Raw genomic sequence first — 24,202 nt, forward strand, 5'->3', positions numbered from 1 at the left:
GAGGTAGTTTACATGGCCAGTACTCCAAGCGATAACAAACTAAAAAAATACATTCATATAGGTATACACTATCATGCAAACAACTATTATAGAAAAAAGAGGAACTACTCCACTCGACTACTCCTTACCGATTTTCAAGATATCATGCTCGATTCTTCTTACACAGATAACTATTTTAATATTACCAATATGCCATTACTTGACTTGAAAAATCTTGAAAAGTATTTTGAAAATGAAATGCTTATGAAAGCAATCAAACAACTTAATATTAAAGAAAAGAGATTTCTGCTAGAAAAATATGTTATAAAAAAAGTGATACTGAACTTGCACAAGAAAAGGAAATATCACAGCAGGCAATTTCTATTTACAAGAAAAGGTTATTAGAAAAGTTAAAGGGGTTAATGAAAAGATAATCTCCGATTCGTTCATATACGAGCTCCCCCCTCCCATAGAAAATTAATAAATTACCTATGGGAGGAATAGAATATGGAAACTCTTACTTCTTTAGCAATTAAAGCTCAAAAAGGTGATCGTGAAGCAATGGTGCATTTATACCAACAGTTTCAATCACTATTATTAAAAGAGTCTACACGAGATGGTGGGCTCGATTTAGATTGCTATCAAGAATTATCAGAACACTTTATCAGGTTGATAATGGATTTTGAAGTTCGATAATGAAAATATCAAAAATTCACTTCCAACATACCTTTGATTTAAACTAAGAAAAAGTGGCTGAGATTGCAATCTCAGTCATTTTTCTATATTCAACAAACAAAAATGTTGTGATTTTTTATTCGATAAACCTCTTATTAGTATATAAGCAATACTGTTCTTTGAAAATTGAATAACTTATTCAAATACATTTTTGATTACAATGAGCTAGGTAAACAAATTCGCAATGACGTTGAAAAATTGAGCGATTATTATTTGATTTACACTCTTCATTTAGGAAATTGAAGAAGCCAAGATTTGTATTCAATATAATGATACTCCTACCTTGAACGCTTCACGGCATTGGGTAGCTTCTCCAAGTTTGAGTTGAGGTGAAAATCCTGTGGACTTTCCTAGGTCGCTTGAATAAGTAATAATAGCTAACAGCCTTTGAATCAATTCTCCTTTTCCAGATTGGTATAGGAAAAAGATGCTTCACGTATTATAATTGAAGCATAGTATTTGATTCTAGCTCGCAGCATCTTGAGGCAAATACACTCTTTATGAAGAAAGGATGATTACTAATTTTTTTCGATAATAATATGCAAATAAATTTCACAATCCGTCTATTGTGTAAAGAAGGGTAAAATCGTATGAATATACCTAATAAAACACCGCCTATTCTTGGAAGATATATTAATCAACAAACTTGATGAAAGAATTGCATATTGGCTATGATACGTTAAAAATACTTCGTCTAAATGGATTAGAAGTAATTATGATTGGTCGACAACATTTGTATGATCTTGAAGATGTAAAAAATATTTTCAATCAATTAAAAAATGATTCACCCGATTAAAGCCTCAATCATTAAAATCTTACTAAAAAACAAAATATCCTAATTCATTATTTGGATTAGGAAGGAAGATTTTAATGTCTGTTTCTTTTAAACAATACACAAAATACAATAAAAAACTCTGGAAATTCCAATGCTATCTTGGAAAGACTGAATTTGGTGAAGAAGTCCGTACCACTAGAAGTGGCTTTCAAACCAAAAAAGTTGCGCAACAAGTTTATCGACAATTGCAGCTTGATTTTGATAAAAATACGCTCAAAATGAATGGTAACATTACTTTTAAAGAGCTTTACGAAGAATTTATTGAACAATACCGCTTGAAAGTGAAACCTTCTACTATCATGATAACAAGAAGAGCGATTGAAGATCATGCATTGGAATATTTTGGTGATAAAGTGCTGAAAGATATTTCCGTACGATTTTGTACTCAAGTCAATCGGCGTTGGATTAGAGATGGATATAAACAAGCCTATTATTTTCGGCGAGCTGTTGCTCAGATTTTGCAATATGGCGTACAGCAGGAACTTATCCATGAAACCCAATGCGAAAAACCGAACCAATCAAACGTCAAGAAATTGATGAAAATTTAGTGGCTACAGAAACAATGACTGTTTATACACCAAAAGAATTAGCTATTTTCCTAGAATCCTGTAAAAAACATGGCAACATGAAAATAGAGACTTACTTTCGTGTTCTATCTTATACAGGCGCCAGAAAGTCAGAAATACTTGCATTGGAATGGAATGACATTAATTTTGATAGTAAAAAATTGACGATCAGTAAAACCTTAGCTGAGGTTGAAAGCAGTCCTAATACTAAAGTGACTAAAGTAGCTAGCCAAAGTGCTAAAACAACTGCTGGAAAAAGAACAATCTCGATTTATACAGAGACAATGACAATGTTGAAGAAATGGCAAATCAGACAAAAATTCGAGTTTAATATTTTAGGCTTCAAAACAACCGATAAACATCAACTTGTCTTCCCAAATAGAGAAAATAAATTTTGTCGTCCTGGGCAAGCCAATGATTGGTACGATGTAATTGCAACTAAATACAATTTAAAACGAATTACTCTTCATGAATTTAGAAAGACACATTTCTCTCTTTGCGCAATGGCCGATATGAGCTTAGAGGATATTATGTATCGTGTCGGTCATAAAGATTCTAAAATGACTCGTCAGATCTATAACTACTTCTATCCTGAACGTGAAGAACGAAGTGCAGATCGATTCGCACAATTCATTGAAAAAGAGAAATATTTGTTTTAAACGCCGTTGTAGTTAGTTTTGTAGTTAGTTTGCTTTTTCTAAAAAAAGAAACGTTAGAAACATTGATAAATCAACATTTCTAACGTTAAAATTGAGATTACCCAACACTGCCTTCCATTTCGTAAGCGATCAAGCGGTTAAGCTCAACAGCATACTCCAATGGCAATTCCTTGGCAAAGGGTTCAACAAAGCCCATGATAATCATTTCAGTTGCTTTTTCTTCACTAATACCGCGACTCATTAAGTAGAAGAGTTGTTCTTCAGAAATACGAGACACTTTCGCTTCATGTTCTAATGAGACATTAGAATTATGGACTTCATTAAAAGGAATGGTATCTGATTTAGATTTGTCATCCATGATAATGGTGTCACACTCTACGTGGGATTTAGCCCCATCAGCTTCAGGTCCAAAGTATAATTGCCCCATATAATCCACATTTCCACCATCTTTAGCAATCGATTTGGAAACAATGGTTGAGGAAGTATTAGGAGCATTGTGATAAATCTTAGCTCCTGAATGTTGGTGCTGTCCCTCGCCGGCAAAAGCAATGGACAAGACAGTTCCTCTAGCCCCCTCGCCATTTAAGCGACAGGAAGGGTACTTCATCGTTTTATAAGATCCTAAGTTGCCGTCTACCCATTCCAAGGTGCCACCTTCTGCAACAGTTCCCCGTTGGGTAACTAAGTTATAAACGTTGTTGGACCAGTTTTGGATGGTCGTATACCGGCAAGTAGCATTTTTCTTAACTACGATTTCTACTACCCCAGTATGCATCGAAGTAGCGGAATAAGTAGGAGCAGTACAGCCTTCCACATAATGCACGCTCGCCCCTTCATCCACAATAATTAAGGTGCGTTCAAATTGTGCCACACTCGAATTGTTTAAACGGAAATAGGCTTGGAGCGGCATATCAACTTTAACGCCTTTAGGAATATAGATAAAAGATCCACCACTCCAACAGGCAGAATTTAAAGCTGTTTGAAAGTTTTCATTTGGATGAATCACTGAGGCAAAGTGCTCTCGAAACAACTCAGGGTGATCTTTCAAGGCAGAGTCAGTATCAGTAAAAATAATACCCAGTTTATCGACTTCATCTTTCATCCGTGAATAAACCGTTTCTGATTCATACTGTACACTTGTTCCTGCCAAGAAAGCGCGTTCGGCTTCTGGAACGCCTAGACGGTCAAAGGTTTCTTTGATTTTATCGGGCACATCATCCCAAGAGCGAACCGGTTGTTCAGTTGCTTTTAGATAGTAGATATAATCATCGAAATTTAAATCAGATAAATCAACGCCCCAGGTAGAGACTTTTTTATTGCGGAAAGTTTCATAAGCTTTTAACCGGAAGTCAAGCATCCACTCGGGTTCATTTTTTTCTTTTGAAATCGTACGGATGACTTGCTCATTAAGTCCTTTTCCAGTCGAAAAGAGGATTTTAGCATCGTCTTTAAAACCGTATTCGTATTCACCTAATACAGGAACTTCTGACATTATTCTTCTTCCTTTCTTTCTATGCCGTCTTGGTGGAGCAGTTGTTCATTGCGAGACTGGTCGAGTCCATATTCTACTGCTCGCCAAGAAAGAATGGCACATTTATAACGAGCGGGGAATTTTTTGACGCCTGCTAGAATAGCCGCGTCTTTTAACTGTTTGCGGAGTTCTTCTTCGCTTTTTTCTTCTTCATCCTCGCTGATGGTTCCACCAACCAATTGATTAAAGTCATGGACGAGTTGGATGGCTTCTTCGACAGTTTTGCCAACCATCAAATCGGTCATCATACTGGCTGATGAAATGGAAATAGTGCAGCCTTCTCCATTGAAAGCTATTTGTTCAATTCGATTATCTTTAACGACCATATCCACAGTAATCGCATCTCCGCAAGTCGGATTAAGTAATTGCATTTGGTGGGTGGGGTGATCGAGATGCCCTCTGTGATGCGGATTTGCAGAGTGGTCAAGGACAATCGAGCGGTATAGTTGGTCTAAACGACTAAGTGCCATAAGTAAAAAACTCCTTTATTTCTTTGGTCGCTTGAATAAAACGATCCACTTCTTCAACTGTATTATAAACCATTAGGCTGGCTCTTAAAGTAGCGGGTGTTTCTAACAAACGCATTAAGGGCTGAGCGCAGTGGTGTCCTGCTCTAACAGCAATTCCTAACTGATCAAAGCCGGTCGCTGCATCGTGAGGGTGGACACCTTGGATATTAAAAGAGATAATGCCGTGACTCATTGCCGATTCTGGTGTATAGAGGATAATGTCATCTAATTCTTTCAAACCATGATAGAGTCTTCTACCTAGCAATTGTTCTTGAGATTGAATGTTGTCAAAACCGATTGATTCGATCCAGCGAATAGCTTGTGTTAGACCAATAACTTGAGCAATTGCTTGTGTGCCGGCCTCAAATTTCCATGGGGCTTGCTTATAATTAGCATATTGATCTTCTACTAAGTGAATCATTTCGCCCCCAAAATTAACGGGTAAGCATGTATCATGATGTTCTTTTGCTAAGTAAGTAATACCCAATCCCATCGGACCATACATTTTATGGCTAGAGAAGGCGTAAGCATCTACTTGCCAATCATTTAAGTGTAAACGCGTATGAGGACTTGCTTGAGCACCATCGACAATTAGTAGCGCACCTTGTTGGTGGGCCCACTGACTTAAAGATTGAATTGGCTGCTCAACTCCGAGCACATTAGAGAAGTGTTGGATTACAATGGCTTTGATCGGTTGATGATCATACTTGGTAGCTAAGGACTTCAAATCGACTTGGAAGTCTTGGTTAAGGTCCATAAATTTTAGCTGAGCTCCCGTGCGTTTACAAACTTCTTGCCAAGGGACCAAATTGGAATGATGTTCTAAACGAGTGGTTAAGATTATGTCGGAATGTTTTAGACGGGGTTCAATCAGTCCGCGGGCTATTTTGTTGATACTGTCAGTCGTTCCTGAGCTGAATGAAATACATGCACTGGATTCAGCCCCAACAAAGCGAGCGATTTCTTCGCGGCCGTTTTCGTAAGCTTGGGTAGCCCGTTCACTGAGGGTATGGACACCGCGGTGAACATTTGCATGATCCTGATGGTAAAAAGCAACCATCGCATCAATTACTGATTGAGGAGTTTGAGAGGTGGCAGCATTATCAAAATAGATAAGAGGCTCGTCATTAACCACTTGGTCTAAAATCGGAAACTCATGACGTAAGTTCAATAGATCGCGATTAGTCAAGGGAATCACCTGTACTTATACTTTTGAGTTTTTGGTCGAGTGCATCAATCATCAATTGTCTTCTAGCTGGATCTTTTATTTGGTTAAGTGTCTTCATTAAAAAACCACGAATAACTAGATATTCTGCTTTAGATCGGTTTATTCCACGGGTCATTAAATACCAGAGTTGGTTGTCATCTACTTTAGAGACGGAGGCAGCATGACCGGCTGTAACTTCAAATTCATCAATTAAAAGAATCGGGTTGGCATCTCCACGCGCTTGGTCAGATAGCATCAATAAACGGTTTTCTTGTTGGGCATCCGCGTTTTTGGCATTTTTGAAAATCTTTCCTATCCCGTTCATCGTCAGTACCGCTTGATCAAGCGCTACACCTCTTTGATTAATATGACCGATTGAATGGTGACCATAATTGCTGATTTTAGAATCGAGGATTTGTTTAAAGTTTTGATTAGAAATTGCTACTTCTGATAAGTGAGCTTGTGAACCTTGGCCTTTAAGAATAGAAGCTAAGTCGACGATAGTCGCACCATCGTTAAATGATCCAATGGACCATTGAATATGCGCGTGGTCTTTAGCTAAAGCATGCCGGCGGATATAACTTGCTTGGTTTGTTTTTGTTTGGTCGATAGCCATGTAATGCAGATTAGCTCCATCTTCTAAAACAATCTCAACTGTGTAGCTTTGACTGTGGTCTGCAATATGGGATTGCTTTAATTTTTCAAAGAAGGTGAACCGGCTATTTTTACCGACGACAAGCAGTAAGTATTGATGGGCTCCGTGATCAAAATTTTGTTCCCATTCAAATACTTCGTCACTCTGGTAATTATCCGGTACATAGATTAACGTCCCATTATTTAAATGCGCCAGTTGATAGGCAGAAATTTTATCTTGATTAGCAGGAATGGCTTGAAACAAATACTTTTTTAAGAGCTGCTCATGGTCAGTTTGAGCTGTCTGCCAATCAGCAACGATAATGTCTGAATGAGAAGTAAGTCTTGTATCAATACTTGAAGGAATAAAGTTAGACTCAATGAAAAGTGGCCATGATTCAATTTTAGCTCTTTCAATTTCAGGAAGCTTTAATTGTTCAATCGTTTGTTGACTTTGGTCAAAGATATTCTTGAGCCAACTAACAGTGGGAGTGAATAATTGTTGGGTCATCTTTTCACCTACTCTTCATTTAATTCGATGCCGTTTTCTTGGGCGATTTCTTTATACCCCTTGGCTTCAAGTTCTAAGGCAAGTTCAGGACCACCCGATTTGACCACGCGTCCATCCATCATGATATGAACAAAGTCAGGATGAACATAATTTAAAAGACGTTGATAATGGGTAATAATTAAGGCCCCAAAGTTTTCACCGCGTAATGAATTAATTCCTTTTGAAACCACTTGGAGAGCATCAATATCTAGTCCAGAGTCAATTTCATCTAATAAAGCAAATTGCGGCTCAATCATTAACATTTGGAGAATTTCATTGCGCTTTTTCTCGCCTCCTGAAAATCCTTCGTTAACATAGCGTTCAACCATTTCTTCGGACATATCTAGAAGAGCCATTTTCTCATCTAATTTATCAAGAAATTCAAAAATTGGCATTTGATCATCTTCTTCACGCCGTGAGTTGATGGCTTCACGCATGAGGGTAGCATTGGTAACGCCTGAAATTTCACTTGGGTATTGAACCGCCATAAAAAGACCCGCTCTGGCACGCTCATCCACTTCCATCTCTAAGAGATCAACCCCGTCTAGGAGAACTTGACCTTGTGTTACGGTATAGTCGGGATGGCCCATGATAGCTTGTGAGAGGGTGGATTTACCTGTCCCATTGGGTCCCATAATGGCATGAACTTCATTGCTATTAATACTTAAATTAACACCTTTTAAGATTTCTTTCCCTTCAATTTCTACATGCAGGTTTTTGATTTCTAGTGTTGACATATCCTCGCTCCTTCTAATCATTTTCACAAGCTTTATTCTACCATAAATTGTGAAGATTATAATCTTCATTTTTAAAGTTAATAAGTGGATGATCACACAAAAGGATTCGCCAAAGAGCAACAATTTCGATATAATAAGTTTACTAAATGGAGGAGGCAATGAATAATGAGTTATCAGGCATTATACCGGGTTTGGCGACCACAATCTTTTGACGAATTAGTTGGACAAGAAATGATCGCGCAAACTTTGAGGAATGCGATTGCTAAAAAACAATTAAGCCACGCCTATCTCTTTTCAGGTCCAAGAGGAACGGGTAAAACTTCTGTTGCTAAGATACTTGCAAAAGCGGTCAATTGTCCCAATTCAACGGATGGAAATCCTTGTAATGAATGCTCTATTTGTGAAGGCATCTCTTCAGGAGAGATTAGTGATGTCATTGAAATTGATGCGGCATCGAATAATGGAGTTGATGAGATTCGTGAATTAAGAGATCGTGTCCGTTATGCCCCTACCCGTGCTAAAAACAAGGTATATATTATTGATGAAGTTCATATGTTAACGACAGGCGCATTCAACGCGCTTCTAAAAACATTAGAAGAACCACCAGCTAACGTAATTTTCATTTTAGCAACGACCGAACCTCATAAAATTCCAGCGACGATACTATCAAGAACGCAAAGATTTGACTTTCATCGGATTAAAGATGCTGATTTGATTGCTAGAATGCAGTATATATTAGATCATGATCAGCTGACTTATGACCTCGAAGCCTTAAAAATCATTGCTCGAGCGGCTAATGGCGGTATGCGCGATGCATTAAGTTTGCTCGATCAAGCTCTTTCTTATGGACAAGAGCATTTAGAGGTCGAGACAGCTCTTTTAGTATCCGGTTCTTTTGCTCAAGCAGTATATGTTGAATATATTCAAGCGCTTGCTAATTCCAATACAGAAGAAGCTTTATCAATTTTAAAAGACCAATTACAAAAAGGAAAACAAGCCGGACGCTTTATTGAGGAACTTATTTTGTTTGCGCGTGATGTTCTTTTGAGTTTCTTCTCTGCTAAGAATCAAACCCTTTTAACGGATGAGGAATTACAGCCTTTGAAGGAAGAAATTGAGGTTGAATTCTTTTATCGTTTAATTGACTTCTTAAATCAAGCGCAGAATAAAATGCGTTTTTCAACTCAACCAGAAGTTTATTTAGAAGTGATGACGGTGCAATTATCACAACTGGATCAAGGCGATGATGGGGATGATAAAAGTGATCAATTGGATCATGACTCAATCGGACACATGGAAGCTCAGATAAAATTTTTACAAGAGGAGCTAGAAAAGCAAAAAGACTTACTTTCTAAGCTAGTAAAAGACATAAGTAGTGACAAAAATATTACAAGTCAACCGGTCAATAAAGATACCGAATTAATTCCACGCAAAAAGCCTGATTTTGCTCAAAAAGATTATTTAATCGATTTACATGAGATTTATAATGTTCTAAATCAAGCAACTAGATCAGATGTTAGTCAGCTAAAAAAAGAATGGGAAGCGATTTTAGCAGAATTAGCGCCCAACCAAAGAGTTCGTTTAAATAATACTAAACCAATAGCAGCTGGTCCTCATTGCGGTTTAATCTCATTTGAAGACAAAGTCCTATGTGCTATCGTCCAACATGATGATAATTTAATTGATCAAATTAATAATATCAGTAGTCAGCGCTTAGGTCAGTCAATGCGTTTAACCTATTTGTGGCAAGGCGACTGGTCGAGGATTCGAAGCGATTATAAGGTTTTATTTGAACGCAATGGAAAGAAACCGATTGAATTACCTGAAAAACTTCTCAAGAGACAAGAAAGAGAGCTTTCACCAGTTAATAGTAACCTTATTGAGCATGCGGAAGATGATTTCTCAACGAACGAAAATCCAGATAATGCTAATGTTCCTTCGAATTCACAAGACAAAGCTAACCCAATGAAAGCAATTGATCAGGCAAGTTCTGACAATGAAGAGTTGGATATGATTGAAGCACAGTTGCCTGAACCGGTTGAAGATGTCGCTGCTCTATTCGAGCGCAGTCAGCTCAAAGCTTCAGAAACGGAAGAAGAGGATAGGCCAAGGATTCAACCTGCTGAGGGTCAAATCGGTTTCTTTGAAATGGAAAACACAAGTGAGGAAGAAAATCTTGCTGTGAGTAAGGCGATTGAAATTTTTGGTGAAGAAAACATTACAATCTATCCGGATCGTTAAAATTCAGTGATAGGTCTTTATTACAGTTATTAAGATCTTTTTATTTAAAAGGGATAGTTTTTAACAGGAGATTGAAGGTAATTTTATATATTTTGATAACAAAAGAATCCGACCAACAGTTTGTTGTTCAGATTCTTTTGTTACTATAAAGTTTTGATGTAATTTGTTTATTTATGAAAAAGATGAAAAAGTGAAGTAATATTAACAAATAATTCTATTAGTATAAGAGATCTTTTTGTTCTCGAAAGAAGCCGATGGAGTATGCTATAATTGAGTCATAAGAATGATAAATACTAAAGGGTATTTAAAATCATTTACAAAAGTGTGAGAGGAAGCAAACTTATGATGCCAAATATGGGAAATATGATGAAACAAGTTCAGAAAATGCAGAAAGAAATGGAAAAGACACAAAAAGAGTTAGAAGCCAAAGAATTTGTGGTCGAAGATGCACAACAACTTGTTAAAGTGGTAATGAACGGTAAAAAAGAAATCAAAGAACTAACTTTAAAGCCCGAGCTAGTAGACCCTGAAGATATTGAAATGTTACAAGATTTAGTCTTAGCGACCGTTAATGAAGCCATTCAAGAAGTGGAACAGACTACACAAGACCAAATGGGACAATTCACAAAAGGGCTAAACTTGCCTTTCTAGTATATAGGAAAGAAAGGAGGAGGTCGGAATGGATTATCCTTCACCCATCGCAAAATTAATTAATAGTTTTTCAAAACTACCTGGCATTGGGTCTAAAACCGCCGCTCGTTTGGCTTTTTATGTTTTAGAAATGCCGGAAGCAGATGTCTCTTACTTTGCTCAAGCTTTAATTAATGCTAAACGGGATTTAAAGTATTGTTCAGTATGTGGAAACATAACTGACACGGATCCATGTATGATTTGTAGTGACAAGGGCAGAGATCAGTCCACTATCTTAGTGGTCGAAGACAGCAGAGATGTGATGTCTATGGAAAAAATGCAAGAGTATCATGGTTGCTACCATGTTCTGCAAGGCGTTTTGTCACCAATGGAAGGGACTGGCCCTGAAGATTTGAATATCGCTTCGCTAATTAAAAGATTACAAAATGAAGAAGTGAAAGAAGTGATTGTAGCTACTAATGCAACTGCTGAAGGAGAAGCAACAGCCATTTACTTATCACGATTGATTAAGCCAGCAGGCATCAAAGTGACACGTCTAGCTCATGGTTTATCGGTAGGATCCGATATTGAATATGCAGATGAAATGACTCTTTTTCGTGCAATTGAAGGGCGACGGGAGTTATAAAAAAAGGAGTATCAGATGTCAAAAGGGAAGTTTATTGCGATTGAAGGCCCCGATGGATCGGGGAAAACCTCAATCATAAAAGCCTTAGGGAAAATGCTAGAAAACGAAGGCATCCAACCAGTCTATACGAGAGAGCCAGGTGGAAGTCCGATTGCAGAGCAAATACGCGAACTTATCCTGGATGTAGATAATACTGCGATGGACTATCGAACAGAAGCTTTGCTCTATGCCGCAAGTCGTCGGCAACACTTGACAGAGACTATTTTACCCAACGTCCAAGCAGGACGCTTAGTGATCAGTGATCGGTTTGTTATGTCTTCATTAGCCTATCAAGGAGTCGCAAGAAAGATAGGCATTGAGGCAGTTTGGCAGATTAATCAATTTGCCATTGAAGATCATTTACCGGATTTGACCATTTTGATTGATGTGCCTGCTGAAATAGGTTTAGAGCGGATTGAAAAAGCTCGTCATAGCCGACAATATGATCGGCTCGATCGAGAAGCGTTGGCCTTCCATCAGAAAGTTCGACAAACGTATTTGGATTTAATTCCTGAATGGGAAAATATTGTAGTCATTGATGGGAGTCAAAGTATTGAGCAAGTAAGCAATGAGTGCTTCGAAAGTTTAAAAGAACATGGTATGATTAATTAAAAAAATGTTAGGAGGATCACTATGAAATTATTAGTAGCAATTGTGCAAGATCAAGACCAACAGGGTTTGGGGAAAGCTTTTTTAGAAAATGATGTACGAGCAACTAAGTTATCGTCAACTGGAGGTTTCTTACGTTCAGGTAACACCACCTTTTTAGTAGGAGTAGAGGATGAGCGAGTGGAGGAAGTATTAGAAGTCATTAAAGCTTCTTGTCAATCGCGCGAACAATATATTTCAACTCCGATTCATCTGGATATGAACTTAGAAGTGTCGAATACTTATCCATTAAAAGTCGAAGTGGGTGGAGCAATTGTCTTTGTTTTACCAATTGAAAGTTTCTTCCATTTTTAAAATTTAAGAAGTTGAAAGAGGGAGTCTATGCGGTTAGAAGCTGCCAAAAAGCATTTTAATCAGTTAATACAACATAAGCGACTCGCTCACGCTTATTTATTTACGGGCGAATTAGCCCAAGCCAAAAAAGACTTAGTTCAATCAATTGTTCAAGCCCTAGTTTGTCAGCATTGCGATGCAGAAGGAGGGGCTTGTTTAAATTGTGTGGATTGTCAAAGAATCAACAAAGGGCAATTTGCTGATCATATGACAATTGAACCTGATGGTCGCAGTATTAAGGTGGATCAGATCCGCGAATTAAAAGAATGGTTAGGTACAAGTCCTATTGAAGCTGATTTTAAAGTAGCCACCATAGAACAAGCAGATTTGATGGGGCCTGCAGCTGCCAATGCTCTTTTACTCTTTTTAGAAGAGCCAAGGTCCAACGTTTACATCTTTTTATTTAGTCAACAAGCTGAGCAATTACTGCCGACTATTCAATCGAGAGTGCAAGAAGTTACTTTAGAGGAAAATAATGATCATTCTCGCATAGACCAAATGCGGCAAGAAGGCATTCGTGATCAGCATGCTCAAGTTATGTTAAAATTATCCGTTAATCGTTTAGATCATTTAATCGCTGATTATGAGGCAGAGGCTTTTGAAGCTTGGCTAAAAGCTTTAGAATATTTTTATTATTTATTATTAAAAGGAGATCCCCTTGCTTTTGTTACTATTCAACAGCATTTAAAGCCCTATCTTAGCTTTAACCAAGGTCAAGATGGCTTAGATTATTTGAATTGGTTAAATGCTCAACTTCTTTTGAGTCGGTATCGACCTAGAGATGAGGAACTGGGTAGCTTAAAAAGTAGAGTCAATAATTTCAAAGAAAAGAATGTTTATCAAGCGTCTCAAACACGATATCATCAAATTAATCAAGCTTTGATGGACAGTAAAAAGTTGCTTATATCCAATGTTACACCTCAATTAGCCTATGAGCGCTTGGCTATTTTGATGTGTCAATGGGATTAATGAAAAGAGAGGTGTTACCATGTCTGATATAAAAATTGAAGAACTTCTTAAGCAAGTTAACCAAGAGCTGAATCAATTGTTCGAAACGGTTAACACCTTGTCCGAAGAAGTAACACGTTTAACTAATGAAAACAATCGTTTGAGAATGCAGCAATATCAAGCAGTTGAACAGATGGAACTCAATTCTTTAAAAGATAAAGAAGACCAGGATAGCCAAACAATAAGCCAGCCTGAACAGACTTTAAAAAACCGTCAGAGTGGACAGGCCCGTCTTCAAACATTCTACAATGATGGGATCCACATCTGTCATCATTACTTCGGAAGCAAACGTGAAACCAATGAAGAGTGTATTTTCTGTCAAGATATTATTGACTCGTTAGGTGAACAATAAATGAAGCAAGTAAACACGATGCCAAAACTAAGCCCTGAACAGATGAAATTACTAAAAGATGGAGAACGAGTCGATTTTCTTGTCCGAGAAAACCGTTATATTATTCAAAATTCCAAATTCTTTCCTTTTTCTGTTGATGCAGTTTTACTTGCAAGTTTTGCCACATTTAATCAGCGGTCTCAATTAAAAATAATGGATTTTTGTACGGGAGGGGGGATTATCCCCTTACTACTATCTCATCGAACTAAAGTCAAGATTCAAGCGATTGAGATCCAAGCGGAAATTGCAGATATGGCGAAACGATCTGTTCAATTAAATCGCTTAGAGGACCAAATTGAAATTATTCAAGGTGATCTACGCCAGTTAAAAGTGACTAATCAATTTTTGGATGTTATTACATGTAATCCACCCTATTTTACACGCAATGAAGCGGCTGAATTACATTCTAATCCTTACCATGCGATAGCCCGTCATGAGATTCATTTAACATTAGATCAATGGGTAAAAAAAGCAAGTCAATTACTTAAACAAAAAGGCAAATTGTTTATTGTATATCGACCGAATCGTTTAGATGATTTAATGATGAGCTTATTAGAACATCGTTTTGCCATTAAACGTCTTTGCTTTGTCCATCCTAAAAAAGGAGAAAATGCCAATAGTGTATTGATTGAAGCGATTGCTCAAGGCGGAAGACAAGGTGTTCGGGTAGAGCCAGCGATTATCGTTCATCAAGACGATGGATCTTATACGCCCTTAATGCAGGAGATTTATTATGGAAATCATTGAAGAAGAGGGTTACTATTTTTATGTTTTATATTGTCAAGACCACACCCTTTATGGAGGTTTTACCACCAATCTTAATCATCGATTAAAAGCGCATAATGCTGGTAAAGGAGCAAAATACACACGTGTAAGAAAAAGACGACCATTAAATCTGATCTACGCTGAAAAATGGTCTAATAAATCATTGGCTATGTCCGCAGAGTATCACTTTAAGAAATTAAATCGTTCTCAAAAAGAGTATTATTTAGCTAAAAACGGCGTCCATCTTATTAATAGTAAAGATTATGTAATAGTGGATTTTAGTCAGTATCTATTTTGTAATATTTAAAGGAATAACCAAGGGAAGGGAGTGTGAGCGTTTTGAATATTCAAAAGAGTTATCAAACAGAAGGACCTTGCTTGTACTTAGTCCCAACTCCAATTGGTAATTTGGAAGATATGACTTTCCGAGCGGTTAGAATTCTGCAAGAAGTAGATTTAATCTTAGCTGAAGACACTCGAAAAACAGGTGTTTTATTAAAGCATTATGCTATAAAAACGCGAATGATGTCTTTCCATGAACACTCGAGTCAAGCAGAAGTAGAGAAATGGGCTGATTATATTCATGTGGGGCATTCTATTGCTTTAGTTTCTGATGCGGGTATGCCCTTAATTAATGATCCAGGACATCCGCTCGTACAAGCCTTACTAGCTATTTCTTTACCAGTAGTCAGTCTACCCGGAGCCAATGCAGCAACTACTGCCTTAGTAGCCTCGGGTTTGCCGGCGAACACCTTTACCTATTATGGCTTCTTCCCAAGAAATAAAACGGAACAAGTGCAGTTATTAAATATGATTGGAAAACGTGAAGAAACGGCAATTTTTTATGAGTCCCCTTATCGCTTGAAACAGTCTATTCAACAAATTGATCGGGTCCTAGGACCTGAGACAAATATTGTGATTGCACGCGAAATTAGTAAAAAATTTGAAGAATATCTGAGAGGTTCATGTCAGGAGTTAATCGATTACTTTGAAAAAAATGCTTTAAAAGGGGAGTGTGTGCTTCTTTTGCGACCTAGTCGTTTAGTAAGCCATTCCAAAACGCAGGAGAATTCGGACTTGAGTTATAAAGACCAAGTTCTTGCCCTGATGGATGAAGAAGAAATCTCAGCTAAAAGGGCGATCAAGAAAGTTGCTCAAGCTATGCAAGTAAAAAAACAAGAAGTTTATGCAGCTTATCATGACTTAAATCTCGACAGAAAGGACTGAATTGTTTGTTGTATTTTCTGTCTCTTTTTTTAATTTCTTCATCTATTCTTGTTGCCATTATGAAATGGCGCAAAGTTTCTTTGATAGCTTTAATTTATTTTTCCTTATTAACAGCTATTTTGGTGATAATTAATGAATCACATTGGTATCCCTTCTCGCTCATCCGCTATTTATTATATATATTGAGTTCAGGTATCGCACTTCTGATTCCTTTTTTCCTATTATTGTTGGCCTATCTCATGTTAAGCCGCATAGAAGATGATCGCTCGCTTTCGGGGATGCGGATTTTTTTTAATTTAACTATTTCCATAACTTTTATTGGGATTGTTATTTTCACAGCTTGGGTGGTTATTCAAAAAAATTATTATATGACTCGTTTTTTGGCCATCTATACCCTAGTAGCTATGTATTTGATCATTAATTTATTTCTCTTTATCATTCTTAATCTTTTTTTACTTTTATTCAGATTTAATGTTCGCTCAAAAGATATTTTGCTCGTTCTCGGCGCTCAACTGACGACAGATGGAGAAATAAGTGAAACCTTGATCTATCGTCTAAATAAAGCACTCAAGCTGTTTAAACAGGCGAAAAGAAATGGTCAAAAGTTACACGTTATTGTTAGTGGAGGTAATAGCCGAGAAAATGTTGTTTCAGAAGCTGAAAAAATGGCAAAATATTTAATTGCTAATGGTATCGACCATCACTGTATAACAATAGAAGATCAGGCACGCTCTACACGTGAAAATCTCATGAATATTCAGTCTCTATTAAAAAATCGTTTTCCAGATCATAAAAAAACACTCATCATCACAAGCTATTTTCATCTTTTAAGGACTTATTTTTATGCTTGGCGATTTGGTTACAACTTGCGAATCATCGGGGTAAGAACTCAATTTGGACATGGTTTTTTTGCCATTCTAAGAGAATATCTTGCTTTCTTTGTATTAACCAAAGAATTAAACTATTTTTTTATGATTGCCTTGTTAATTCATGGAATTCGTCAAGTTCTCTTGATTTTTCAATAGGAGGTCAACATGAAAAGATGTCAATGGGTAACTAATAAGCCCGATTATTATCTTCGTTATCATGATGAGATATGGGGGAAACCGGAGCATGATGATTTGCAACTTTTTAAATGGTTGATTCTTGAGAGTTTTCATGTTGGGTTATCATGGCAATTAGTCTTATCTAAAGAACACGCATTTGAATTGGCTTTTGATCAATTTGATTATTGTAAGATCGCACACTATCAAGAAAATAAGATCGAAGCTTTATTAGATGATTCGAAAATCATCCGACATCGTGGTAAGATCGAAGCAACAGTAACGAACGCACAAGCCTTCTTGAAAATTCAAGAAGATTATGGGAGTTTTGACCGCTTTATTTGGCACTTTACTGAAGGAGAAGTTATTTTAAAACCAAAGAATCAAGAAGCATCTGACACTTCTACTGAATTAAGTGATCGAGTCGCCAAAGCCTTAAAAGAATACGGCTTTAAATATGTGGGTTCAGTGACAATTTATTCGTATCTACAAGCTATCGGAGTTGTTAATGATCATGACTATGATTGTTCATTTCGGTAGGATAATACCCCCTAATTACTTATTAGAGTATTTAGGGGGTATTATTTATTGGTATAAATTTAACAAATGAAGAGATACAAGAGCGTTAAGTCCGACATTAGGTGTAAGTTGAGTCCACTTGCTTCGCTTAATCGATTCAGACGATAATTAAGAGTATTACGATGAAGATATAAGTCTTGGGCCGTTTTACTGATATTGCCTCCATTTTGAAAGAGTTGCCGAATTAAGGTGCGATCTTGTTCATCCGGGATGGTTTGGGAATAGTGAGAAAAGTTCGCGAGTGAACTTTCTTGCAAATTCTTTCCAACCTCTTGTAAGAGTAAACTGCTTATCCGATTAATGGTATTTTGTTGAAGAAGGTAATGTTTTTTTTGGATTAAAGATAGATCGAAATAAATTTGGTCTTCAATCATCTCGACCCTAGTAAATAGAGATCCTGTGATAACAAAGACAGATTGACCAAAGTCGTCATTGAGGGTTGTTAGAACACCCTCCATTATCTCGTGGCCTTGATTCATCCAGAAGGAATTATGAATAACATAAATATAATGATCTGAATTCAGTTTGATATAATCAATGATCTCTTGACTGCTTGATTTGAGAGTCGACAACCACAAGGCTTGATCAAAATCTGCTTGTAATTTATCAAAGCAGATATGGAATAAACAGTAACTCTCTTGTACAGAAACGTTTAATTGAAGGATAGAATCAGGTATTTGAATATATCTATCATTTCGCATTGCCGGCCTCCCTCTAAATAAGCAGTTTGAAAAGATTAGTTAATTAAGCGAATAACATGTTCACTTTCTTTGTCAAAGAAGTGAATTTTGTCCATATCGAAGGCAAGTTCAATGGATTCACCGGGGGTGTACACTTCTTGCGCATCTACTTTAGCAATAAATTCGTCAGATCCGATTGTTAAATAAAGCATGGATTCAGATCCTAATAACTCAGCGACGGTAATTTTAGCTTTGATTAGAGCATTCTGGGAATCTTCGATGATTCTTGACTCAGCATGAATATCTTCAGGACGAATACCGAGGATGACTTCTTTACCTAAATAACCTTTTTCTAACAATAATTGCTCATGATAAGGGGTTAGTTTCAAATTAATGCCTTGTTCATTTGTTAGACTTCCTTCTTCAAATGTCACTGAAAAGAAGTTCATGGCAGGTGATCCGATGAAACTAGCTACAAAAACATTGTTCGGTTTATTATAAACTTCTTGTGGTGTGCCAATTTGTTGAATATAGCCATCTTTCATAATAACAATCCGACTAGCCATGGTCATTGCTTCTGTTTGGTCGTGGGTGACATAAATAGTTGTTGTTTTGAGTTTTTGATGTAATTTAGCAATTTCAGCACGCATTTGGACTCTCAATTTGGCATCGAGATTAGATAACGGTTCGTCCATTAAAAAGACCTTAGCATCACGCACAATTGCCCGGCCTAAAGCTACTCTTTGTCTTTGACCACCAGAAAGGGCTGCTGGTTTACGGTTTAAGAATTCAGTAAGTCCAAGTAATTCTGCAGCATGATTAACGCGTTGTGCAATTTCAGTCTTATTATATTTACGTAACTTCAAGCCAAATGCCATATTGTCATATACAGTCATATGAGGATATAGGGCATAATTCTGGAAAACCATAGCAATATTACGATCTTTGGGAGCTACATCATTCATTAGTTTACCATCAATGATTAATTCGCCTTCGGTAATTTCTTCTAGGCCCGCGATCATTCTTAAAGTAGTTGACTTGCCACATCCAGAAGGACCAACGAACACGATGAATTCTTGGTCAGCAACATTCAAATTAAAATCCGTTACTGAGTTGTTTTTAGCTCCTTCATAACGTTTGTTAATCGACTTTAAATTAATTTCAACCATTTTAATCCTTCTTTCTTACTTGATAAATCTAGCTTAACTGAATTTTATAAATTATACGATAGGCAATGTGCACAATAAAAGATAAAAAAAAAGAGAAGTGTAGCTTCTCTTTTTAACTATCCGTTAAAAAATTATTTATTCATTTTTAACTCAGTTAAAATTTCTTGTAATAACTCAACTTCTGAAGGGCCTGCTGGTTCTTCATCTGGAGAAATAATCTTTTTGTTTTGTGCCTTTTCTAATGCCTTAAGCGTTAGGAATAAGAAGCCTCCAATTAAAATGAAATTGATAATTGCTTGAATAAATGATCCATAGCCAATTTCTGCACTGCCAATTTTGAAAGCAAGCCCCGATACATCAGCTTGGCCAGTTAGCGCCACAATAAGAGGCATGAAAATATTATCCACTAAGGAAGTAACAATTGCCGTAAATGCAGAGCCTAAAATAATACCAGTAGCCATGGTTACAACATTATCATTTGCAATAAAGCCTTTAAATTCTTTCCACATGAATTAATTCCTCCAACATCTTTTTTATATCTTAAGAATACCATGAAATCGAAATAAATCAATTGTTATCCCTTTGTTAGAATGAAAAATTTAATGAATGAGGCTGTGACTAGAAATCAGGTTATCGGGAATTTCCCAATTCCCGTCAACAACTTTGCGATACCACTGATAGGCTAAGTAGGGTCCGCTAGTAAGACCAGAAGAGCCTAGGCCTGAGATGGTCCATAGTTTAGAGTTGTTGGGTACAGGACCAATTAAAACGTCGCCACTTGTGGTAAAAGCTCGTGTGCCCACTTTGATTTGATGAAGGGGGTAATTAAAAGTGTCTGGCAATATCTGCAGGGCTTTTTCTTTGAGCTCTTTAATAACCAACGGATCAATTCTTAGATCACTCCCTTTATCATCTTCATGGCTAGCACCAATCATAAGTTCTCCATTTCTAAAAGGAAGAATGTCAATACCACCCGGAGACATTATGCCTGGCCAATTATTATTCATCCACTGTTGATGAAAAAGTGAAAGGAGCTGGCCTTTTTGAGGATGTAAGTCACAGTCGAGTCCTATTGATCGGGTAAGATCTTTTACTGCTGGTCCAGCTGCTAATAGAATCTGATCTGAGGTATAATACCCTTTAGGTGTTTTTAATTGGAAGTTTTCTTTTTCTTGATAGAGTTGAACGGCCTCCTTTATAACTTTACCACCTTTATGTTGAATGGCTTTATGAAGTAAGTCTACTAAAGCTTGTCCATTTACTCGACCGCCTCCTGAAATGAAAGATCCAGGCCACGGGCTATCAATTAAGGGGAATTTTTCTTTAATCGCTTCGCTTGTTAAACTGGATACGATTCCGATTGAAGGGGACGCTTCTTGTTTCAATAGTGCATTTTCAAGATCTTTTTGTAAGTCTTTAGAATTTTTACGTAAAATGATCGTACCAGTTTCTTGGAAAAGATTCGAAGTATCATAACCATCTGCTGTTAGATCATTCATAAATTGACGATAAAATTCAGCCCCTTTTGAAACAAGATAATACCATTTTTTATTTCTTCGCTTGGAAAACCAAGGACAAATAATACCAGCTGCTGCTCGACTGGCTTGCCCCACCTGCTTATCAAAGAGAATAACCGGATGACCAGAACGAGAAAGGTAATAGGCAGCCGTTGAACCGACAATACCACCGCCAACGATTATATAAGGTACGTGATTTTTCATAATTATCAAACTTCCTTTCGTAATTAGAAATAGAGTTCAATAGTGTTAAATTAATTTCAGTAAATCAAAAAGGAGTCCTGAATATGGATCAAATGCTAAAGTGCATTCAAAATCACCGCAGTATTCGAATTTATCAAGATTGGCCTTTTGAACTAAGTATCCGACAAAAGTTAATGGAAACGATGAATGCGAGTCCCACTTCTAATGGATTACAGTCCGATTTTGGTCATTCGGATTACCACTCCTACTATAAGAGAAGAGTTGGTAAAAGTTGCTGACCAAGCTTACCTTGCAAAAGTACCTAAACTCTTAATTTTTCTTGTGGATGGGTACCAAAATGCTGAGATCGCAAGATCAAAGGGCTACCGCGGTGAAAATGACGGATCAATGGGTTACTTTTTCAAGGAATAGCTAACCTTTATATTCAAGCACAGCGTTTAGTGATTGCTGCGGAGTCTTTAGGATGAGGGACTGTTTGCTTTGGCTCAATTTTAAATGATCCAGCGAGGGACACAGAGTGATTTGCTTTACCCTAATTAACTTCCCCCTTAATGGGGATCGGCTATGGCTATCCTGACGATCAACCTCAGCTAAAGCTAAGAATACCTATTGAATTCAAATTGTCTGAAAACCATTATCGCTCAAATCGAGATTATCTTCAAATGTTGGTTGAATATGACCAAGAGATGACCCACTACTATGATACAAGAGAGGCAAACCAAAGAGTCGATAGTTTTACTAACCAAGAGAAGCCAAAAATTATTGCCGGTAAAAAAAGAGCACAATTAATGCAAGTTGTTAGTAAGCAAGGATTTGACGTGATGTTCGAAGAGGATATGGATTATTAAAGATTGATTAAAAATCTTTTCAATAATAATAGGAGTAATCACTTTCCTTATTGAGATTGAGCGCGTTTTTTAATAGAAAGCGAGCTATTCTTTAAAAAACATCATAGGAATTGATAAAATGCGGTTGACATATCTAATTGTTTTGATTAGAATGTCTCTAATAAATCAAATGAAACACGTTGATGTGGAAAGTAAATCGTAGGACTATTTCAAAGAGAGCTTGTGTAAGGTGAAAGCGGGCAATAGAAATCGATTGAAAATGGCCACTGAGTGGTTATCCCGAATGCAGAGCATTAAGGATAAACGGATGCAACCGTTAATTCGCCTCAGTATAACAAGTGTTATTCACTTGCGTACTGGCAGAGGTAGCCTTAGTAATATGGCTACAAATTAAGGTGGTACCACGAAGTTTTCACTCTCGTCCTTTATAGGATGAGAGTTTTTTTGTGTTTCAGGATAAGGGAGTGAAAAATTGATTGAATTAAAAAATGTGTCTGTGACTTTTGAAAAGGAAGATCGTATGGTCCGAGCGGTCTCAGATGTAAACTTACAAATACAAGCGGGTGAAATTTTTGGAATTGTCGGTTACTCGGGGGCTGGTAAATCCACCCTAGTGAGAACAATTAATCTTCTGCAACGCCCTTCGGTTGGAGAAGTGATTATTAATGGGATAGATTTGACGCAATTGTCAGCCCCAGATTTAAGAAAGGCGCGAAAAAAGATAGGGATGATTTTTCAGCATTTCAATTTAATGAATTCAAGAACAGTTGCCGAAAATGTTGCTTTCCCACTTAAAGGTACAAAATTATCGTCTGCTGATAAAGAGACCAAAGTCTATGAATTACTAGATAAAGTAGGAATTAAAGATAAGGCACAAGTATATCCGGACCAGTTATCAGGCGGACAAAAACAAAGAGTAGCGATTGCTAGAGCGCTCGCAACCGATCCCACTATCCTTTTATGTGATGAGGCGACTTCCGCTCTCGATCCGAAGACCACACAGTCTATACTCAATCTTTTGCGCCAATTGAATGAGGAGTTACAGCTAACTATTATCATGATTACTCATGACATGAATGTTGTTAAGAACCTCTGTCATAGAGTAGCTGTAATGGCCCAGGGACAAGTTATTGAAGAAAATAGCATTTTGAAAATATTTACTCAACCGCAGAAAACCTTAACGCAAGAATTTATTAATATGGCGACGCACTTTGATTGGGATTATGAATTAGTGTTAAAAAAAATGCAGGAAGCCAATGCACTAAAAGACTATAAAATAGCACGTTTTTCTTTTGTGGGTCAAGAAGTGACCGAACCTTTTATTGCACAACTAGCAAAAGATTATCAAGTTCACTGTAATATTTTGTATGGGAATATCGAGGCCTTACGTGGCTCTTTTGTGGGGAATCTTTTAGTAACCATACAAGCTGAAGAAGCTAATTGGACAAGAGCCTTAAGCTTTTTAGAAAAGCATGAAGTGAATGTGGAAATTTTAACGGCTGGGGAGGATGCTAAATGGATGGATTAGAAAGCAATGTTTATCAATATATAAATGAGCAATTTCCGAACGTATCTCATCAACTAGAAGAGTGGTTACCTAATGCTTGGCCGATTGTCGATGAGTTTATGATCGCTACATTAGAAACCTTATACATGCTAGCTTTGACAATCCTCTTTGCTGGCATAATCGGTTTATTGGTAGGCATCCTTGTTGTTGTAACTGGACCTAAAGGTATTTTGTCTAATCGATGGGTGTATCAAATTTTAGATAGTCTTATCAATATTTTTCGCTCCATTCCATTTATCATACTACTAGCTTTACTGGTTCCCTTCACCCGTATGGTAGTTAATACATCTATTGGTCCTACAGCTGCTGCAGTTCCAATCATTGTAGGTACAATCCCTTTCTTTGCTCGACAGGTAGAGATTGCCTTATTAGAAGTAGATGAAGGCATTGTAGAAGCTGCTCAGGCTATGGGGTCTTCCCCTTGGGATATTATTAGGCGCGTTTACATTCGTGAAGGGCTAGGCTCTCTACTTAGAGTTTCCGCTTCAACTGTTATTAACGTGATCGGCTTAACTGCAATGGCAGGGGTGGTCGCAGGAGGCGGTTTAGGGACTGTAGCAATTGCTCGAGGTTACCAAAGAAGTCGTTTTGATGTTGTAATTGTCGCAACTCTATTGATTTTATTAATTGTTCTTGTCAGTCAGCTATTATTCACTTGGTTAATTAAAAAGGCAGAAAAACATAAAAATAATAAATAAAAAGGGG

30 protein-coding genes and 1 other annotated feature are annotated in these 24,202 nt (G+C 37.2%); of the genes, 21 read left to right on the top strand and 9 right to left on the bottom strand.

Annotated elements, in window-relative coordinates; all coding sequences use genetic code 11:
* The first annotated feature begins 12 nt into the window (after positions 1 to 12).
* The 5 genes from HF969_RS05750 (at position 13) to HF969_RS10250 (ending at position 2,774) form a co-directional block, all read left to right on the top strand.
* Complete coding sequence (locus HF969_RS05750) at positions 13 to 384, top strand: hypothetical protein (RefSeq protein ID WP_090289781.1); 372 nt, start codon at positions 13 to 15, stop codon at positions 382 to 384.
* A 102-nt stretch (positions 385 to 486) separates the two neighbouring features.
* Positions 487 to 675 (top strand): helix-turn-helix domain-containing protein, encoded by a 189-nt coding sequence (locus HF969_RS05755; protein ID WP_090289780.1) that lies wholly within the window; start codon positions 487 to 489, stop codon positions 673 to 675.
* A gap of 688 nt (positions 676 to 1,363) precedes the next feature.
* The gene (locus HF969_RS05760; RefSeq protein ID WP_425431569.1) at positions 1,364 to 1,510 is read left to right on the top strand and encodes a hypothetical protein; all 147 of its coding nucleotides are present in this window, start codon (positions 1,364 to 1,366) and stop codon (positions 1,508 to 1,510) included.
* A 74-nt stretch (positions 1,511 to 1,584) separates the two neighbouring features.
* On the top strand, positions 1,585 to 2,097 hold the full coding sequence (locus tag HF969_RS10245) for an N-terminal phage integrase SAM-like domain-containing protein (protein WP_245694823.1): 513 nt from the start codon (positions 1,585 to 1,587) through the stop codon (positions 2,095 to 2,097).
* On the top strand, positions 2,049 to 2,774 hold the full coding sequence (locus tag HF969_RS10250) for a site-specific integrase (RefSeq protein WP_245694822.1): 726 nt from the start codon (positions 2,049 to 2,051) through the stop codon (positions 2,772 to 2,774). The genes HF969_RS10245 and HF969_RS10250 overlap by 49 nt, the downstream gene beginning before the upstream one ends.
* A 97-nt stretch (positions 2,775 to 2,871) precedes the next feature.
* On the opposite strand, the gene sufB is transcribed toward HF969_RS10250, so the two are convergent.
* Genes sufB through sufC form a run of 5 tightly spaced genes read right to left on the bottom strand, consistent with a single transcriptional unit; the run spans position 2,872 to position 7,941 of the window.
* Positions 2,872 to 4,266 carry a Fe-S cluster assembly protein SufB gene (gene sufB / locus HF969_RS05770; RefSeq protein WP_090289779.1) on the bottom strand — a complete coding sequence of 465 codons (1,395 nt, stop codon included), beginning with the start codon at positions 4,264 to 4,266 and terminating at the stop codon, positions 2,872 to 2,874.
* A complete protein-coding gene (gene sufU, locus HF969_RS05775; RefSeq protein WP_090289778.1) occupies positions 4,266 to 4,775 on the bottom strand; it encodes a Fe-S cluster assembly sulfur transfer protein SufU in 510 nt (169 codons plus the stop codon). Before sufU ends, sufB begins: the two co-directional genes overlap by 1 nt.
* The gene (locus HF969_RS05780; RefSeq protein WP_090289777.1) at positions 4,765 to 6,003 is read right to left on the bottom strand and encodes a SufS family cysteine desulfurase; all 1,239 of its coding nucleotides are present in this window, start codon (positions 6,001 to 6,003) and stop codon (positions 4,765 to 4,767) included. The genes sufU and HF969_RS05780 overlap by 11 nt, the downstream gene beginning before the upstream one ends.
* A complete protein-coding gene (locus HF969_RS05785; RefSeq protein WP_090289776.1) occupies positions 5,996 to 7,165 on the bottom strand; it encodes a SufB/SufD family protein in 1,170 nt (389 codons plus the stop codon). Before HF969_RS05785 ends, HF969_RS05780 begins: the two co-directional genes overlap by 8 nt.
* Before the next feature lie 8 nt (positions 7,166 to 7,173).
* Positions 7,174 to 7,941, bottom strand: coding sequence for a Fe-S cluster assembly ATPase SufC (gene sufC, locus HF969_RS05790; protein ID WP_090289775.1), 768 nt, complete (start codon positions 7,939 to 7,941; stop codon positions 7,174 to 7,176).
* 165 nt (positions 7,942 to 8,106) lie between these two features.
* Here sufC and dnaX point away from each other — a divergent pair, with 165 nt between their 5' ends.
* The 12 genes from dnaX (at position 8,107) to HF969_RS05850 (ending at position 17,473) form a co-directional block, all read left to right on the top strand.
* On the top strand, positions 8,107 to 10,182 hold the full coding sequence (gene dnaX / locus HF969_RS05795; RefSeq protein ID WP_090289774.1) for a DNA polymerase III subunit gamma/tau: 2,076 nt from the start codon (positions 8,107 to 8,109) through the stop codon (positions 10,180 to 10,182).
* A gap of 345 nt (positions 10,183 to 10,527) precedes the next feature.
* Positions 10,528 to 10,833, top strand: coding sequence for a YbaB/EbfC family nucleoid-associated protein (locus tag HF969_RS05800; protein ID WP_090289914.1), 306 nt, complete (start codon positions 10,528 to 10,530; stop codon positions 10,831 to 10,833).
* A gap of 28 nt (positions 10,834 to 10,861) precedes the next feature.
* Positions 10,862 to 11,458 carry a recombination mediator RecR gene (gene recR / locus HF969_RS05805; RefSeq protein WP_090289773.1) on the top strand — a complete coding sequence of 199 codons (597 nt, stop codon included), beginning with the start codon at positions 10,862 to 10,864 and terminating at the stop codon, positions 11,456 to 11,458.
* 15 nt (positions 11,459 to 11,473) lie between these two features.
* On the top strand, positions 11,474 to 12,109 hold the full coding sequence (gene tmk / locus HF969_RS05810) for a dTMP kinase (RefSeq protein ID WP_090289772.1): 636 nt from the start codon (positions 11,474 to 11,476) through the stop codon (positions 12,107 to 12,109).
* Between the two features lie 21 nt (positions 12,110 to 12,130).
* A complete protein-coding gene (locus tag HF969_RS05815; RefSeq protein ID WP_090289771.1) occupies positions 12,131 to 12,460 on the top strand; it encodes a cyclic-di-AMP receptor in 330 nt (109 codons plus the stop codon).
* A 27-nt stretch (positions 12,461 to 12,487) separates the two neighbouring features.
* Complete coding sequence (locus HF969_RS05820; RefSeq protein WP_090289770.1) at positions 12,488 to 13,468, top strand: hypothetical protein; 981 nt, start codon at positions 12,488 to 12,490, stop codon at positions 13,466 to 13,468.
* A 19-nt stretch (positions 13,469 to 13,487) separates the two neighbouring features.
* The gene (locus HF969_RS05825) at positions 13,488 to 13,859 is read left to right on the top strand and encodes an initiation control protein YabA (protein WP_090289769.1); all 372 of its coding nucleotides are present in this window, start codon (positions 13,488 to 13,490) and stop codon (positions 13,857 to 13,859) included.
* Positions 13,860 to 14,645, top strand: a complete 786-nt coding sequence (locus HF969_RS05830; RefSeq protein WP_090289768.1) for a tRNA1(Val) (adenine(37)-N6)-methyltransferase — start codon at positions 13,860 to 13,862, stop codon at positions 14,643 to 14,645. It begins immediately after the preceding gene.
* The gene (locus HF969_RS05835; RefSeq protein WP_090289767.1) at positions 14,632 to 14,970 is read left to right on the top strand and encodes a GIY-YIG nuclease family protein; all 339 of its coding nucleotides are present in this window, start codon (positions 14,632 to 14,634) and stop codon (positions 14,968 to 14,970) included. Before HF969_RS05830 ends, HF969_RS05835 begins: the two co-directional genes overlap by 14 nt.
* A 32-nt stretch (positions 14,971 to 15,002) precedes the next feature.
* The gene (gene rsmI, locus HF969_RS05840; protein WP_090289766.1) at positions 15,003 to 15,890 is read left to right on the top strand and encodes a 16S rRNA (cytidine(1402)-2'-O)-methyltransferase; all 888 of its coding nucleotides are present in this window, start codon (positions 15,003 to 15,005) and stop codon (positions 15,888 to 15,890) included.
* 5 nt (positions 15,891 to 15,895) lie between these two features.
* Positions 15,896 to 16,915 carry a YdcF family protein gene (locus HF969_RS05845; protein WP_090289765.1) on the top strand — a complete coding sequence of 340 codons (1,020 nt, stop codon included), beginning with the start codon at positions 15,896 to 15,898 and terminating at the stop codon, positions 16,913 to 16,915.
* A gap of 9 nt (positions 16,916 to 16,924) precedes the next feature.
* Positions 16,925 to 17,473: a DNA-3-methyladenine glycosylase I gene (locus HF969_RS05850; RefSeq protein ID WP_090289764.1), complete on the top strand. Its 549-nt coding sequence runs from the start codon at positions 16,925 to 16,927 to the stop codon at positions 17,471 to 17,473.
* A gap of 59 nt (positions 17,474 to 17,532) precedes the next feature.
* Here the strand turns inward: HF969_RS05850 and HF969_RS05855 are convergent, their stop codons facing one another.
* From HF969_RS05855 to HF969_RS05870, 4 genes are all read right to left on the bottom strand, one after another.
* Positions 17,533 to 18,213 (bottom strand): helix-turn-helix domain-containing protein, encoded by a 681-nt coding sequence (locus HF969_RS05855; RefSeq protein WP_090289763.1) that lies wholly within the window; start codon positions 18,211 to 18,213, stop codon positions 17,533 to 17,535.
* Between the two features lie 35 nt (positions 18,214 to 18,248).
* On the bottom strand, positions 18,249 to 19,361 hold the full coding sequence (locus tag HF969_RS05860; protein ID WP_090289762.1) for an ABC transporter ATP-binding protein: 1,113 nt from the start codon (positions 19,359 to 19,361) through the stop codon (positions 18,249 to 18,251).
* A 131-nt stretch (positions 19,362 to 19,492) separates the two neighbouring features.
* Entirely contained in the window at positions 19,493 to 19,870 is a 378-nt protein-coding gene (gene mscL / locus HF969_RS05865) for a large conductance mechanosensitive channel protein MscL (protein ID WP_090289761.1), read from the bottom strand.
* A 90-nt stretch (positions 19,871 to 19,960) separates the two neighbouring features.
* Positions 19,961 to 21,082, bottom strand: coding sequence for an NAD(P)/FAD-dependent oxidoreductase (locus HF969_RS05870; protein ID WP_090289760.1), 1,122 nt, complete (start codon positions 21,080 to 21,082; stop codon positions 19,961 to 19,963).
* A 186-nt stretch (positions 21,083 to 21,268) separates the two neighbouring features.
* On the opposite strand from HF969_RS05870, the gene HF969_RS09900 reads away from it, so the two are divergent.
* The 4 genes from HF969_RS09900 (at position 21,269) to HF969_RS05885 (ending at position 24,195) form a co-directional block, all read left to right on the top strand.
* Positions 21,269 to 21,493, top strand: coding sequence for a nitroreductase family protein (locus HF969_RS09900; protein WP_245694820.1), 225 nt, complete (start codon positions 21,269 to 21,271; stop codon positions 21,491 to 21,493).
* A 140-nt stretch (positions 21,494 to 21,633) separates the two neighbouring features.
* Positions 21,634 to 21,930: a nitroreductase family protein gene (locus tag HF969_RS09905; protein ID WP_245694819.1), complete on the top strand. Its 297-nt coding sequence runs from the start codon at positions 21,634 to 21,636 to the stop codon at positions 21,928 to 21,930.
* Positions 21,931 to 22,100: 170 nt separating this feature from the next.
* Positions 22,101 to 22,359, top strand: a binding site (T-box leader).
* Positions 22,360 to 22,402: 43 nt separating this feature from the next.
* Entirely contained in the window at positions 22,403 to 23,458 is a 1,056-nt protein-coding gene (locus HF969_RS05880) for a methionine ABC transporter ATP-binding protein (protein WP_090289759.1), read from the top strand.
* A gap of 98 nt (positions 23,459 to 23,556) precedes the next feature.
* Entirely contained in the window at positions 23,557 to 24,195 is a 639-nt protein-coding gene (locus tag HF969_RS05885) for a methionine ABC transporter permease (RefSeq protein WP_425431570.1), read from the top strand.
* The last annotated feature ends 7 nt before the right edge of the window (positions 24,196 to 24,202 follow it).

The sequence above is a fragment of the Facklamia miroungae genome, from assembly GCF_012396555.1.
GTDB classification, from domain to species: Bacteria; Bacillota; Bacilli; order Lactobacillales; family Aerococcaceae; genus Facklamia; species Facklamia miroungae.

Excerpts from the sequence above, each read along its gene's own strand:
- HF969_RS05750 (WP_090289781.1), top strand. The coding sequence starts at position 13 with ATGGCCAGTACTCCAAGCGATAACAAACTAAAAAAATACATTCATATA.
- HF969_RS05755 (WP_090289780.1), top strand. The coding sequence starts at position 487 with ATGGAAACTCTTACTTCTTTAGCAATTAAAGCTCAAAAAGGTGATCGT.
- HF969_RS05760 (WP_425431569.1), top strand. The coding sequence starts at position 1,364 with ATGAAAGAATTGCATATTGGCTATGATACGTTAAAAATACTTCGTCTA.
- HF969_RS10245 (WP_245694823.1), top strand. The coding sequence starts at position 1,585 with ATGTCTGTTTCTTTTAAACAATACACAAAATACAATAAAAAACTCTGG.
- HF969_RS10250 (WP_245694822.1), top strand. The coding sequence starts at position 2,049 with ATGCGAAAAACCGAACCAATCAAACGTCAAGAAATTGATGAAAATTTA.
- sufB (WP_090289779.1), bottom strand. The coding sequence starts at position 4,266 with ATGTCAGAAGTTCCTGTATTAGGTGAATACGAATACGGTTTTAAAGAC.
- sufU (WP_090289778.1), bottom strand. The coding sequence starts at position 4,775 with ATGGCACTTAGTCGTTTAGACCAACTATACCGCTCGATTGTCCTTGAC.
- HF969_RS05785 (WP_090289776.1), bottom strand. The coding sequence starts at position 7,165 with ATGACCCAACAATTATTCACTCCCACTGTTAGTTGGCTCAAGAATATC.
- sufC (WP_090289775.1), bottom strand. The coding sequence starts at position 7,941 with ATGTCAACACTAGAAATCAAAAACCTGCATGTAGAAATTGAAGGGAAA.
- dnaX (WP_090289774.1), top strand. The coding sequence starts at position 8,107 with ATGAGTTATCAGGCATTATACCGGGTTTGGCGACCACAATCTTTTGAC.
- HF969_RS05800 (WP_090289914.1), top strand. The coding sequence starts at position 10,528 with ATGCCAAATATGGGAAATATGATGAAACAAGTTCAGAAAATGCAGAAA.
- recR (WP_090289773.1), top strand. The coding sequence starts at position 10,862 with ATGGATTATCCTTCACCCATCGCAAAATTAATTAATAGTTTTTCAAAA.
- tmk (WP_090289772.1), top strand. The coding sequence starts at position 11,474 with ATGTCAAAAGGGAAGTTTATTGCGATTGAAGGCCCCGATGGATCGGGG.
- HF969_RS05815 (WP_090289771.1), top strand. The coding sequence starts at position 12,131 with ATGAAATTATTAGTAGCAATTGTGCAAGATCAAGACCAACAGGGTTTG.
- HF969_RS05820 (WP_090289770.1), top strand. The coding sequence starts at position 12,488 with ATGCGGTTAGAAGCTGCCAAAAAGCATTTTAATCAGTTAATACAACAT.
- HF969_RS05825 (WP_090289769.1), top strand. The coding sequence starts at position 13,488 with ATGTCTGATATAAAAATTGAAGAACTTCTTAAGCAAGTTAACCAAGAG.
- HF969_RS05830 (WP_090289768.1), top strand. The coding sequence starts at position 13,860 with ATGAAGCAAGTAAACACGATGCCAAAACTAAGCCCTGAACAGATGAAA.
- HF969_RS05835 (WP_090289767.1), top strand. The coding sequence starts at position 14,632 with ATGGAAATCATTGAAGAAGAGGGTTACTATTTTTATGTTTTATATTGT.
- HF969_RS05850 (WP_090289764.1), top strand. The coding sequence starts at position 16,925 with ATGAAAAGATGTCAATGGGTAACTAATAAGCCCGATTATTATCTTCGT.
- HF969_RS05855 (WP_090289763.1), bottom strand. The coding sequence starts at position 18,213 with ATGCGAAATGATAGATATATTCAAATACCTGATTCTATCCTTCAATTA.
- HF969_RS05860 (WP_090289762.1), bottom strand. The coding sequence starts at position 19,361 with ATGGTTGAAATTAATTTAAAGTCGATTAACAAACGTTATGAAGGAGCT.
- mscL (WP_090289761.1), bottom strand. The coding sequence starts at position 19,870 with ATGTGGAAAGAATTTAAAGGCTTTATTGCAAATGATAATGTTGTAACC.
- HF969_RS05870 (WP_090289760.1), bottom strand. The coding sequence starts at position 21,082 with ATGAAAAATCACGTACCTTATATAATCGTTGGCGGTGGTATTGTCGGT.
- HF969_RS09900 (WP_245694820.1), top strand. The coding sequence starts at position 21,269 with ATGCGAGTCCCACTTCTAATGGATTACAGTCCGATTTTGGTCATTCGG.
- HF969_RS09905 (WP_245694819.1), top strand. The coding sequence starts at position 21,634 with ATGGGGATCGGCTATGGCTATCCTGACGATCAACCTCAGCTAAAGCTA.
- HF969_RS05885 (WP_425431570.1), top strand. The coding sequence starts at position 23,557 with ATGATCGCTACATTAGAAACCTTATACATGCTAGCTTTGACAATCCTC.